This is a genomic window from Chitinophaga polysaccharea (assembly GCF_902150045.1).
GTDB classification, from domain to species: Bacteria; Bacteroidota; Bacteroidia; order Chitinophagales; family Chitinophagaceae; genus Chitinophaga; species Chitinophaga polysaccharea_A.
In genome coordinates this window covers 3,432,135-3,445,570 of record NZ_CABFVU010000001.1, presented here as the reverse complement: position 1 = coordinate 3,445,570, position 13,436 = coordinate 3,432,135, and the positions used below count along the sequence as shown (strand labels likewise).

Here is a 13,436-nt window from a genome sequence, read left to right as displayed (position 1 = left end):
CGGAATGACTATCGCAGACCAGATCATTTCATTCAACAGCCAGCTGCAATTTCCGGGCAAACTACCTGCAGGCATCCGCGTGATGAACCCTTTCCGGGAAGGCCCCGGTATTATGGACATCATGAAACAGTTCTATAAAAAGTTTTATGATGATAAACAACCCCGGCAACTGATCCTGGGTATCAATCCCGGCCGGCTGGGATCCGGGTCAACCGGCGTCCCCTTTACAGATACCAAACGTATGTGGGATAAATGCGGGATCGAAATCTCCGGCCTCAAAACACATGAGCCCTCTTCGGTATTTGTATATGATGTGATAGACGCCTACGGCGGAGTAAAGAAATTTTACGGGAAGTTCTATATCAGTTCTATTTGCCCGCTTGGATTTACTGCTCTCCAGCCCGGCGGCAAAGAAATAAATTACAATTATTACGACAGCGCTGCTTTGACAAAGGCCGCCTACCCGTTTATTGTGAGCAGCTTAAAAGAACAGCTGCAATGGAATATCAGCCGCGAAGTCTGCTATTGTATGGGGACGGGTAAAAATGCCGCTTTCCTGCAGGCATTAAATGAAAAGGAAAAATTTTTTAAAGAGGTGATCCCGCTGGAGCATCCCCGCTTTGTAATGCAGTATAAATCCAAAACAAAATCACAGTACATCGACAAATACCTGACGGCATTTGAGGAGCATCAGTAACCCCAACCTGTGGAATTTCTACGCTGTTTTGACCGCAATTTCATCTGCAATATTGTTGAGCAGGCCCATATTTAAACGACGACCATTATCTGTAGCGCCCGGTGCGCGTACGTATCCGTCTTCATCTTTCTCCATCACTATCTCCTCTCCATCTATATCTACCAGGAAGCGCTCTGGTGATGCAGGCCTTACATAAAAGCGGCCTCCGGAAGTTTTAATCATAAAAGCATTCATAAGATCTCCTTTTTCTAAGATCTTACGCAAACCACGGACCAGCTATATCAGGACAAAAAATTTCTTAAAGCGCTGCGAATCTATCTCATGATACAGGTACACAGGTTCATCTTCAAATGTTGAAGACAGGGATACTTAAAGGTAATCCGCCGGTTATATTTTTACCAGCCGGCAATCCCAGGTATCCCTGGGTTGTTCCTCTACGGGATCGGGCGTTACCACCCCGGTGATCTGGTAAATATTACCATCCTCATGCAACCGGTCGCCGATCTGAGGGGTTTGTTCATCCTTGAAGCGGATGGTAGCAATGATGCCGAAGGATTTATAACTGTGAATTTTCACAATACTGGCAGATCTTACGGGTAAAAGCAATTCGGCCTTTTTTCGATTGTGACTCCGGTACAGGGAGAACATCAGCCATAATGCTATAGCAAACAGGCCAGGGAGCAGCAGATTCACGGCTTTTTCAGGTTTAGGATTGAATAAATATGTTATTGTTGAACCATACCTCCCGCTGGCATAGAGGAGGTATCACTACAATATAGTAAATTTAACACATGTAAACAATTTTTTTGTATGATGTAGCCGGGCTTTAAACATTAGCTGTAAACACCTGCAACGGATCATCGTACAGGAAAGAATATCCCAGCATGTTCCTCAGTTTGCTGGAACCTACAATCTTATATGGCTCTTCTTTGGCAGGCAACTTCCGGGGCATAGGAATACCGAGATGCTGCGCTGCTGCCTTATAGTAACGGCTGCGTTGCGGATGCCCGCTGGCACAGGCATTAAACACTTCTCCCCAGGCATCTTTCTCGATCACCCGGCGGATAACGCCAATACAATCGTCCCGATGGATAACATTCATAGGCTGACCATTGGATTTCCGCCCTTCCATAATACGACGCTGATCAGGAAGGCGGTCATAGCCTATCAGTCCGCCGAAACGAAGCACAGTAGTATCAAATACAGTAGACGAGAGCAGGAGCTCTTCCACCTCCCGTAATGCCATTCCATTGGGCGTATCGGGCATTTCATCATTTTCCTCGGTTACCAGTCCGTTGATATCTTTATATACAGAAGTGGAGCTGACGAATATTACCTTACGGATAGGGGTAGTTTCAATAAAGCTGCGCAACAGCATTATCTCCGATACATGCGCCTCTTTTCCCCTTTCTTTCCGGGGAGGGATATTTACCACCAAAATATCGGCGTCCCAGAAATCGTCCGGGCCGGTTAACACATTTTCCGACAATACTACAACATAGGCTTCCAGGCCGAGGGCCTGTAGTTCCCGCACACCCTCCATGCTGGTGCGCGCGCCTTTCACGGGGTAACCGGCGGCTTTCAGATGCAATGCCAGGGGCTTACCCAGCCAGCCGCAACTTAAAATACTGATCCTTTCTTTTTCCCACTGTGGTGTTACTGCTGTGCTATCCATATCAAATAATATTTTATCGCCACGATACTGATCACCATTACAAAAGTAACCGCATGATTAAGGTACATCACCTTACGGAATTCATCGTGTTCAATATTACGTTCATTTTCGCCAATATAGGGTTTGTGTACTTCAATTCCCTGGTAAAGGTTAGGTCCGCCGAAGCGGCAGTCCAGGATGCCCGCCAGTGCGGCTTCAGGGTAACCGGAGTTAGGGCTGCTATGCGCCGGCCCGTATTTGATCATAAAATGCCAGGCCCGGCTGCTGCCATACAGAAGGATCATCAGCAGGGCTGTGATCCGGGCCGGGATAAAATTGGCCACATCATCCAGGCGCGCAGCAAAACGTCCAAAATACAGGTATTGCGCATTCCTATAGCCTATCATTGAATCAAGCGTATTGATCATTTTATAGAGCATCATGCCAGGCAGGCCCAGCACAGCATAGAAGCACAGCGGGGCTACTACCCCATCGCTCAGGTTTTCAGACATCGACTCCAGCACCGCGATACGGATCTGGTCCGGCGACAAATGGCCGGTATCCCTTCCTACTATCCAGGACAGTCGCCGGCGCCCTGCTTCCAGTCCTTCGTGGTGCAATGCGTCAAAAACCTCTCGGCCTTCCTGCAACAGGCTTTTATTGGCCAGTGCAAAAAAAACAAACACCGTACTGAATGCATAGTACACTACCGGCCACCCAGATAGTACTATAAGTATAAAATAAAAACTTACATACACCGTCCCGCAAAGCGTAACTGTAAGTAAGGTGCCCTTCCAGAACCGGCCCCCGCCCCGGTTAAGCCAATAGGCGCCCTGCCGGATCAACCAGCCATACACTTTCACGGGATGCGGCCAGCTGCGCGGATCTCCCAGCACCAGGTCGGCAATGTACCCTAACAGTAATGGCAATACGAATTTTAATACAGGGTCCATTGGCGCAAAGCAGTGATCAGTAATTTATTATCGGCGGCGCTGCGGCAGGCGACACGGCAATGACCAGGTCCTAGTCCATAGAAATTGGAGGCATCCCTGATCAGCAAACCATAGCGTTCCATCAGCCATGCCTTCAAGCCGGCAGCCGTACCGGTTAATGTTTCAAAAAGAAAGAAATGCGTGTGGGACGCATGTACTTTATACTCCGGCATCTTACGGACAGCCTCCCATAACCGGAACGTTTCCTGTAACAGGCCGTCGGTTGAAATCGTGAACTGTTCAGGGTGCTCCAGGATATAATAACCTGCTTCGAGCGCCAGGCTGTTCACCGACCAGGGCATCCTGAAAACGCGGATCCTGTCCAGCAGCGGCTTCCGTGCAGCCACATAGCCCAACCTCAGCCCGGGGATGCAGCATGTTTTTGTCATGGACCTCAGCACCAGCACATTGGGCAACCGGTGCAGATGAGGCAGCATGGTAGCTGCATCCAGCGTAAACTGTATATAGGCTTCATCGATGATGAACACCGTATGCTTATTGTGTATAATGAGTTGCTGCAGGGCTTTTTCATCCAGCGCCTGCCCGGTAGGATTGTTAGGATTGCAGATAAATACCAGGTCGCTGGCAAATGTGGTATCTGGTGTAAGTTTATCCCATTGGAGGTATTGTACCTGGTGCCGGTACAGCTTACACGCATCTTCATACTCGGAAAAAGTGGGCACTACCACAGTGGTAGTAGCGCCGGTAAAGGCCTGTGCCACCAGGTAAATAGCCTCCGTGCCACCATTGGTCACCAGGATACTGCCGCCGGGCAGAGAGGTATGGTCTTCCAGCAGGGCCTGCAGTTTTACGGCGCCTGCATCCGGGTAATGATCAATACCGTTTATTTTGTTACTGAGATGCTCCTTTAATCCTGCCTGTAAACCACCATACCAAACATTGGAGCTGAAATCAGCCTTCACCTGCTGATCAAACAGGTAGCCATCGTCTCCGTGTCCTTGTATCATAATGCAATATTATTATAATTCCAGTGCCTTATAAACAGCCGGAATATCCAGATGTTCACGGATATGTGTTGCCAGTTTGTTATATTGTTCTTCCCTGAACCGCCGGTAATCAAATTCCTTTGCCACTACGGGTTTGCCGCAATGCGCCAGCAGGTCATTGATCACTGCATCATTGTCCAGGATACCATGAAGATAGGTACCCCAGCAGTTATCCCTAAGGAAATAACCATCTGTGCCGCCACCGGTAAAAATATTTAGCGGAGAAGGAACCGCTGCAGTGGTATCTCCCATATGAATTTCATATCCCTCACATATTTTCTGCTGACCACGATAATAAAAAGTCCTTTGCCGGGTTACCTTCTCTTTTGTAAGCACGGTGTTAACAGGTAAAATACCCAGGCCCGGGATGCTGCCGGCAGCGCCTTCCACGCCATAAGGATCTGCTACCTGTTGGCCCATCATCTGGTAACCACCGCAAATGCCGATCACTGCCTTATTTCGTTTATGCGCGTCCGTTATTGCCGCAGCAGTACCGTTGTTCCTGATAGCTACCAGGTCGGCTATCGTATTTTTACTTCCGGGAAGGATAATAATATCTGCAGCCGCCAGTTCCGCGGGGTTGTCGGTATAAAAGATATTTACCCGCTCATCTTTTTCCAGCACATTGAAATCGGTGAAGTTCGACATATGCTGCAGCAAAACGATCGCAATATTTATCTCTCCTGTAACATACCGCTTCTGTTTAAGCGGCAGCGAAACCGCATCTTCTTCTTCAATATGAATATCGTGATAGTAAGGTAACACACCGGTTACCGGTACACCGGTTATCTTTTCCAGCAGGGTCTTTCCATCTTCAAACAAGCGGATATCCCCCCTGAATTTATTAATAATGATTCCTTTTATCAATGCTTTTTCTTCCGGTGGCAACAATGCGATAGTGCCATACACGCTACCGAAAATGCCTCCCCGGTCGATATCCGCAATAAGGTAAACGGCCGCACCTGCATGCAGGGCGATCCGCATATTGGTGATATCTTTTGCACGCAGGTTCAGCTCTGAAATGCTGCCTGCCCCTTCCATTACAACGGGATTATAGCGTTGCGACAGGCGGTTAAACGCACCTTTCACTTCCTCAAAAAGCGCACGTTTATCATCTTCCATAAAGTATTCCCAGGCCGATTGGTTGCCGGCAGGTTTCCCGTGCAATACCAGCTGGGCGTTACGGTCGCTGGTAGGTTTCAGCAGTACCGGGTTCATATCAGTATGGCAAGGCACTCCTGCCGCTGCAGCCTGAACCGCCTGCGCACGGCCTATTTCCAGGCCATCGGGCGTTGCATAGCTGTTGAGCGACATATTCTGGGCCTTAAAAGGCGCCGGAATATATCCATCCTGTTTGAAAATGCGGCAAAACCCGGCTGTGATCACACTTTTACCTACATCTGAGGCAGTGCCCACAAACATTACCGGCCGGAGTTGTTTCATTCTTTCATGACATTAATGCTGCCGCGAAGATATTAACTTTAGGATAAGAATACCAGTGTAAACTATTTAAACACCTCCTCTTCAATCCCCCCATTCACCACTGCCTTCTTCACGGTCATCACCGCTTCAAAACCACTTGGGTCGGTGGTGGTAATCGCAAACGGTAACCGTATACCGTTCAACTCGCGGTAATCAGCATAATCAGTAGTTGTTTCCGGCTCTTTGCCTTCCTGCCCCGGCAGGGAAACGGTGCGTACTTTCAGCCCTGTTTTCACATCATAGTAGTTACGCATCAGCGCTCCGTTGGAAGTGGCAATGCTCATCACATATGCCTCGGCGTTATTTACTTCTTCTGTCACCGGCAACAGCTCCATCTTAACATCGCTGCCGTTGTTAAGATATTGCAACTCCGGGAACAGGCCGTTTTTATCCTTCAGGATAGCCTTGTCCGACGGCGATAGCGGGATGTTCTTTCCCATGCGGGCCATGCTTACGTTATTGCCGTTAATGAGCAACCTGAAGGGCACCATATTATTTATTGGTACGGTCACCACCTGCAATATTTTATCCGGTTGCTTTACCTGCACACGACGTTCAATAACAGTGCCTTTAACGTTAGCCTCTTCTTCCAGCAGTAGGTCTTTTAAGCCTTTCAGCCGACTGTCGCCACCAACTGCATCAATATACCTTTTTAATATAGCCGTTGCCGTAGTTCCGGGAGGCACCGGTTTTCCTGTCTCCCCTTTCCAGGTATTATTGGATGGATTGATATCAGGGAAATTGCCTGCGGGGTCAATAATTACGCCGGCTAATTTAGTAGTGGACGGATAGCGGAATGTCCAGTTACCGCCACGTTGCCAGATTTCCACCGGCAGGCGTACCGTATCCGTTTTACCATTGATATCTGTTATGGCCAGCACCACCGGCATGGGCAATTGTTCCAGGTTCTGGATGGTAATGAGGGCGCCTTGTGCCGGATCGTTCTTTACATATTTCACATCTTTTACTGCCTGGTCCAGTTTCCAGGTATTAAAGAACCATCCTCGCCAGAACCAGCTGAGATCTTCCCCTGCGGCATTCTCCATACTCCTGAAAAAATCCCAGGGCGTAGGATGTTTAAATGCCCAGCGCCTGATATATTCCCTGAAAGCATAATCGAAACGCTCAGGGCCCAGGATCTCATTCCGGAGCAGGTTCAATCCCGCAGCAGGCTTATAATAAGCGGCAATGCCGTTATAATTAAGCCCTATCACATCCGGTGTATTCATGATGGCTTCTGCATTGGCAGAAAACAACATGGGGGCCGCCCGCTGCATACTTTGGCGGGCAGCGTATTCGCCGTTATTAAAATGTTGGGTAGCAATGCCGTTAATGAAAGTATTAAACCCTTCATCCATCCAGGCATATTTACGTTCATTGGAGCCTACGATCATGGGGAACCAGTTATGCCCGAACTCGTGGTCTGTAACACCCCAGAGGCCGCCCCTGGTAGATTTCCAGTTACAGAAAACAATACCGGGATACTCCATCCCTCCTACAATTCCAGCTACATTGGTAGCTACCGGGTACGAATATACGTACCACTGCCTGGAGTAATGTTCAATACAACCTTTTACATATTCGGTGGATCTGCCCCAGGCATTTTTACCGGCTACTTCCAGCGGATAAAGCGATTGTGCCAGCGCTTTTTTACCTCCCGGCAGGTTAATACGTGCCGCATCCCAGATAAAGGCCGCAGAGGCGCCCCAGGCCACATCCCGGGTATTTTTACACACGAAGTGCCAGGTACGGTTTCCCGAGGGAGTGTTATTTTTTATGTCTGCGCTATCACGGATATACACCGTTTCATCGCTGTTGCGCGCTTTGGCAAGACGGCTTATTTCTTTAGGCGATAGTACCTGTGCTTCATTCACCAGCTCGCCGGAGCCGCCTATGAGCAAACTGGCGGGCGCTGTGATGGTATAATCAAAGTTGCCGTATTCAAGATAAAATTCAGAAGCGCCCAGGTAAGGAATATTATTCCATCCGAGTATATCGTCGTACACCGCCATACGTGGGTACCATTGTGCTATCTCGTAGATCCATCCATTGGCAGTGCGCAGGCGGCCGGTACGGTCGGTACCATATTCCGGGATGGTGTATGCGTAATCTATTTTCAGCTGCAGGGAGGCGCCTGTTTTGAGCGCATCTGCCAGTTTCACCTGCATACGGGTATCATTTACGAGGTAATTGGCGGCAGCAGATTTCCCGGCACTGATCACAGTTACACTTTTCAATTCAAATCCCTGTGTAAAGCTGCGGTTGGCAAAACGCTCACCAGAAGCGGCCACAGTAGCGCTTCCCCTGGAGTCTTCCCGGTAAATATTCTGATCCAGCTGCAACCACAAAAAAGGCAGTTGATCCGGGCTGTTATTTTTATAGGTAATGACAACGGAACCGCTTATACGATGCTGCGCGGTATCAAGCGTTACAGCCAGTTTGTAATCTGCCGCATTCTGCCAGTATTTCGGACCGGGTTGCCCCCCTGCGCTGCGGAACTCATTACCTGGCGCCGGGTAAAACAGTGGAGAAAAAGCCTCATGCGCATCGTACTTAGACACTGCCTGCCCCATTCCCCGCTGCATCCCCACGCACAGCAGCAGGGACGCAATAGCATAGATTCTGTTGATTTTCATCGGGAGAGATTAGATTTAGAAGCATCGAATATACAGGAAAATACCGACAGCTTAAAGCCATTACAGCGAACAACGAAGTGACAAATCACTTCGTTGTTCGCTGTAAACGGGTTTGCAGGCAGCTGCTTACAGACCGTGCTCCCTTAATTCTTTTTTTACATGTTTAAGACGGAAGGCAAAAAGGATACTGAGGATACCTGTTCCCCAGAAAGCGGCAGCCATCAGTCCCAGTATGGTAGCTACCCCAAGAGCAGGGTTATCGAGAATAAAAATGGAAATGATAATAAGGCCAATCCCTCCCACCAGCAGCCAGCCCCAGTTGGGTACTTTATCTGTTTGCAACTGTATGGAAAAGCCGATCAGGCTGATACCTTTGAACATAAACCAGAATGCCAGGAAAAGCGGTATCACGGCCATGCTTACGGAAGGGTATAACATGAGGATAAAACCTATCACCACATCTATAATACCTGATGCAAGCGACCATCCCCACCCGTGATGCGTGCTGCGGTTGCTCACTGCGAAGGCAATTTCAAAGATACCTGTCACGAACAGGGTAACGCTGAAGAAAATGCTGAGCAGTACATAACTGCTGAAGGGATTGGAAAAAACAATAAAGCCTGCGATCAGGAAAATAATTCCATTGAGCAGGTATAACCACCAATACTTAACATTGTTCCTGATAGCCGAAATTAATTGTGACATAATAATTACTTTAACGTGATGAAAGGATAGCACTACGTTTTTCTTTAACACATCCGGTTGTAAAATGTTCGCAGGGAACACAAGGGCGCAAAAACCGGGGAAAAGCACTTAACTTTGTCCAAATGATTTAAATCATTTCTTTAATAAAAGACGGAAATTATCTTTGTGGAATGAATAAGGCGATCAAGCAAGACAGAAAACCGCCAAATTGGTGGCATCAGGCAGATTTCATGGGCATTCACGCGGTGCCCTTACTGGCATTTTTTACCGGTACAACAGCGTTTGACTGGATTTTATGCGGTGTACTGTATGTAGTACGTATGTTTTTTGTAACGGCAGGTTACCACCGTTATTTCTCTCACCGTGCATTTAAAACGTCGCGGTTCTTCCAGTTTATCCTGGCGGGCGGCGCACAAAGCAGCTTACAGAAAGGCGCCTTATGGTGGTCGGCCAACCACCGTATTCACCATAAACACAGTGATACCCCCGAAGATCCGCATTCAGCCAATGTATACGGCTTCTGGTATGCCCATATCGGCTGGATCATGGGGCCTGAATACAAACCTACCCGTTTCGACCTGATCAAGGACCATAAGGCGAAGGAATTGTTGTGGCTGAACAAATGGCATATGGTGCCGGCCGTGATCCTGGCAATTGCCGTTTATTTTGTAGGGAATAAGGTAAATGGCACCGGCTGGTTCGACTGGTCCGCAGGGCTCTCTACCTTACTGATAGGCTTTTTCCTGAGCACCGTTATCTTATACCACGGTACTTTTACCATCAACTCACTTATGCACAAAATTGGCAATAAGAGATATTATACCGGCGATGAATCCCGCAACAGTGCTATCCTGGCGCTAATTACCCTGGGCGAAGGCTGGCATAACAATCATCACTATTACCAGAGCGCTGCCCGTCAGGGTTTTTACTGGTGGGAGTTTGACATTACCTATTATATAATCAAAACCTTAGGTTTTCTGGGGATAGTATGGGAAATACGCCCTGTTCCCGCGAAACTGAAGGAAAGCAATAAACTGAGCCAGCAGGCTGCTCCGCGGGTTCCCGTCGAAGAGCTGAGCTAATGCCGCGGATTTTATTTGACGCGGAGGTTGTCTGACTCAGGATTAAACTGATTACGCTGATTACCCTGATTGGATTTGGGAGATATAAGAGCATATATATAATTCTCCTTTTAGAAGTATACTAATGAAAGCTATCTGGATAATGCTACGGCAGAACCAGGTAGCTTCATAATCTTTATCCAGCCTTCTGAAAAAATTTAGCCAGGCGAAATAGCCACTACGGCTCACCTCAAATACAGTACCCATCTTCCCGACATTAAATTTACCGCCTGGCCACTTCTCCGGCTGATTTGCCATTAAGATAAAGTTCCGCTGCCATCTTTTTGAAGGCCTTGTCGTAGGCTCCGTCTTTGTTGTTTACCCATAAATTCAAAGTTGAGAAAAGGAGCTTAACTTATTGTCTGCGCAAATGTAGCAGCTCCACTGTTTTCTCGTGGACCCCGTCTCTACAGGCATCTCATTCCACAATAGCTCCGGCGCCTCCCCGTATAGCTCAGGAAGATATAAGCATTATTCAGGCGCAATTATGAGGATCCTTTTTTTCTATTCCCGAAGGGTAAATTTTGAGACTGAATGTATCTGATAAGCAACGTTAGTTAATTGATACACCTATAGCTCCCGGCAAGCGTATTGAAATAATAAATATTTGAAAAAAATATACGCCCAATACAATATAGAAATCATGGAAAGTTATCTGCATTCAACAAAATCAACCAATTATTTGAATACTTATGAAAAGGCATTTACTTGCATTGCTATTTACAGCTATAATAGGTGTTCCGTCTTTTGCCGTTAGACAGCGCCATACAGTATATTAGAACAGCCTGGTAATATAAAAATCAGCTAATGATCAAAACATATTGATAAGCATTTATCCCGGCGAAATCAATAACTAGGCTTAAGATCAGTAACCACGCAGATTAATCCTGAACCAGACAACCTTCGCAAATTTTTTCTATCTTGTTTCCCTAAAATTAAAATTCCATGCATTACGCACCCGCAGCAGACAGGTATAACAATATGACCTATAACAGGTGCGGCAAAAGCGGTTTACAACTGCCTGCCGTATCACTGGGCCTGTGGCACAACTTTGGTTCTGTTGACAATTTTGAAAACGGACGCAGTATCATTCACAATGCTTTTGATAAAGGTATCACCCATTTTGACCTGGCCAACAACTATGGCCCGCTACCTGGTAGTGCAGAGGAAAATTTCGGCAGGATATTGAAACAGGATTTTACCGGGCATCTCCGGGATGAACTGATCATTTCCAGCAAAGCAGGTTACACCATGTGGCCCGGCCCTTATGGCGACTGGGGCTCCCGCAAATACCTTATTTCCAGCCTGGATCAAAGCCTGCGCCGTATGCAGCTGGAATATGTGGATATTTTCTATTCACATCGTCCCGACCCGGCTACCCCCATCGAAGAAACGATGGGCGCGCTGCATAGCATTGTGCAACAGGGAAAAGCTTTATACGTAGGTCTTTCCAACTACAACGCCGAACAAACAAAAGCGGCCGTAGAGGTGTTGAAATCACTCGGCACTCCCTGCCTCATACACCAACCTAAATACAGCATGTTTGAACGTTGGATAGAAGGAGGGCTGCTGGATGTACTGGAAGCCAACGGCGTGGGTTGTATCCCCTTCTCTCCCCTCGCCCAGGGATTACTTACAGACCGTTACCTGAACGGCATCCCTGCCGGATCGCGCGCCAGCAAACCTAGCGGTTTCCTGCAGGAAGGCGATGTAACCCCTGAAAGGATCGAGAAAGTTAAAAAGCTGAATGTACTGGCTCAACAACGCGGGCAATCGCTTGCACAAATGGCGCTGGCCTGGATCCTGAAAGATAAAAGGATCACTACTGTATTAATTGGCGCCAGCTCTGTTGCCCAACTGGACAACAACCTGGATACGCTGAAGAATACCGCTTTTTCCAAAGAAGAGCTGGATGCTATTGAAGCAATATTGAAATAGTATTTTAGTCATTAGCCGTTAGCTTAACCGCTAACGGCTAATGATTACTTTCTCGGTTTCGCCCTTTCATATTGTATCGGCCATTTCACCTCTGCTCCCAATACATGCGCTGCCCTCAGCGGGAAATAAGGGTCCCTCAACATTTCACGGGCCATTAACACCATATCGGCACGGCCGTTGGCAATGATGGATTCCGCTTCTTCTGGAGTAGTGATCAGCCCTACCGCACCGGTGGCAATACCGGCTTCCTTACGGATCTTTTCAGCAAAAGGCGTTTGGTATAACGGCCCTACCTTAATCTGCTGGTGTGCAGCCAATCCGCCCGATGAACAATCTATCAGATCCACTCCTTTCTCTTTTACAATAGCAGCCAGCTTCACCGACTCTTCAGGATTCCAGCCGCCTTCTGCCCAGTCGGTGGCAGAGATACGCAGCAGCAAAGGATATTGTTCCGGCCATACGGCACGTACCCTTTCCACTGTTTCCACCAGGAGCCGGATCCTGTTTTCAAAGCTGCCTCCGTACTCATCTGTACGTTGATTACTGAGAGGAGATAAAAAATTATGCAAAAGATAACCATGCGCACCATGTATTTCAATCACCCGGAAACCTGCTTTCAGCGCACGGATAGCCGCGGCTTCAAAATCATCTTTTACTTTACGTATGCCTGTTTCCGTGAGCGCTACCGGTACCGGATATACGTCGTTGAAAGGAATGGCGCTGGGAGCTACCACCTGCCAGCCACCCTCTTCCGGGGGCAAGGCCTTGCTTCCCTCCCAGGGCCTTAACGTGCTGGCCTTCCTGCCGGCATGCGCCAGCTGGATGCCTGGCACCGCACCCTGCTCCGCAATGAAAGCAGTAATGGCCTGCAACATAGGTAAATGCTCATCTTTCCAGATACCCAGGTCATGAATGGAAATACGGCCTTCCGGGGATACAGCTGCTGCTTCTGTCAGTACCAGGCCGGCGCCACCCACTGCCCTGCTGCCCAGGTGCACCAGGTGCCAGTTATTGGCAAACCCGTCGGTAGAAGAATATTCACACATAGGCGATACCGTTATCCTGTTCCTGAATGTAACTTCCCTCAATTGCAGGGGACTGAACAAATGTGACATAAAATGCTGCTTTTAAGATCTTTAAAATTAAGCATTAATCATACAGCGAAAACATAATATTCTAGTGGTACCAGCCACAGCAAATATCC

At 47.9% G+C, this 13,436-nt stretch carries 12 protein-coding genes; 3 read left to right on the top strand and 9 right to left on the bottom strand.

Annotated features, from left to right (window positions below):
- Positions 1-4 precede the first annotated feature (4 nt).
- Positions 5-697, top strand: a complete 693-nt coding sequence (locus tag FN124_RS14145) for a uracil-DNA glycosylase family protein (RefSeq protein ID WP_142685349.1) — start codon at positions 5-7, stop codon at positions 695-697.
- A gap of 18 nt (positions 698-715) precedes the next feature.
- On the opposite strand, the gene FN124_RS14140 is transcribed toward FN124_RS14145, so the two are convergent.
- The 8 genes from FN124_RS14140 to FN124_RS14105 form a co-directional block, all read right to left on the bottom strand.
- Positions 716-931: a hypothetical protein gene (locus FN124_RS14140; RefSeq protein ID WP_142685348.1), complete on the bottom strand. Its 216-nt coding sequence runs from the start codon at positions 929-931 to the stop codon at positions 716-718.
- 153 nt (positions 932-1,084) lie between these two features.
- A complete protein-coding gene (locus FN124_RS14135) occupies positions 1,085-1,390 on the bottom strand; it encodes a hypothetical protein (protein WP_142685347.1) in 306 nt (101 codons plus the stop codon).
- Between the two features lie 133 nt (positions 1,391-1,523).
- Positions 1,524-2,372 carry an SDR family oxidoreductase gene (locus tag FN124_RS14130; protein WP_142685346.1) on the bottom strand — a complete coding sequence of 283 codons (849 nt, stop codon included), beginning with the start codon at positions 2,370-2,372 and terminating at the stop codon, positions 1,524-1,526.
- Positions 2,354-3,304, bottom strand: a complete 951-nt coding sequence (gene cbiB / locus FN124_RS14125; protein ID WP_142685345.1) for an adenosylcobinamide-phosphate synthase CbiB — start codon at positions 3,302-3,304, stop codon at positions 2,354-2,356. Before cbiB ends, FN124_RS14130 begins: the two co-directional genes overlap by 19 nt.
- The gene (locus tag FN124_RS14120; protein WP_142685344.1) at positions 3,289-4,311 is read right to left on the bottom strand and encodes a pyridoxal phosphate-dependent aminotransferase; all 1,023 of its coding nucleotides are present in this window, start codon (positions 4,309-4,311) and stop codon (positions 3,289-3,291) included. Before FN124_RS14120 ends, cbiB begins: the two co-directional genes overlap by 16 nt.
- Before the next feature lie 12 nt (positions 4,312-4,323).
- Complete coding sequence (locus tag FN124_RS14115) at positions 4,324-5,793, bottom strand: cobyric acid synthase (protein ID WP_142685343.1); 1,470 nt, start codon at positions 5,791-5,793, stop codon at positions 4,324-4,326.
- 62 nt (positions 5,794-5,855) lie between these two features.
- Complete coding sequence (locus tag FN124_RS14110) at positions 5,856-8,468, bottom strand: M1 family metallopeptidase (RefSeq protein WP_185937195.1); 2,613 nt, start codon at positions 8,466-8,468, stop codon at positions 5,856-5,858.
- Positions 8,469-8,594: 126 nt separating this feature from the next.
- Positions 8,595-9,173 (bottom strand): HdeD family acid-resistance protein, encoded by a 579-nt coding sequence (locus tag FN124_RS14105; protein WP_142685342.1) that lies wholly within the window; start codon positions 9,171-9,173, stop codon positions 8,595-8,597.
- A 170-nt stretch (positions 9,174-9,343) separates the two neighbouring features.
- Here FN124_RS14105 and FN124_RS14100 point away from each other — a divergent pair, with 170 nt between their 5' ends.
- Entirely contained in the window at positions 9,344-10,255 is a 912-nt protein-coding gene (locus FN124_RS14100) for an acyl-CoA desaturase (protein WP_142685341.1), read from the top strand.
- Positions 10,256-11,239: 984 nt separating this feature from the next.
- Positions 11,240-12,232 carry an L-glyceraldehyde 3-phosphate reductase gene (mgrA, locus tag FN124_RS14095; RefSeq protein ID WP_142685340.1) on the top strand — a complete coding sequence of 331 codons (993 nt, stop codon included), beginning with the start codon at positions 11,240-11,242 and terminating at the stop codon, positions 12,230-12,232.
- A 44-nt stretch (positions 12,233-12,276) separates the two neighbouring features.
- On the opposite strand, the gene FN124_RS14090 is transcribed toward mgrA, so the two are convergent.
- On the bottom strand, positions 12,277-13,347 hold the full coding sequence (locus FN124_RS14090; RefSeq protein WP_142685339.1) for an NADH:flavin oxidoreductase/NADH oxidase: 1,071 nt from the start codon (positions 13,345-13,347) through the stop codon (positions 12,277-12,279).
- Between the last annotated feature and the right edge of the window lie 89 nt (positions 13,348-13,436).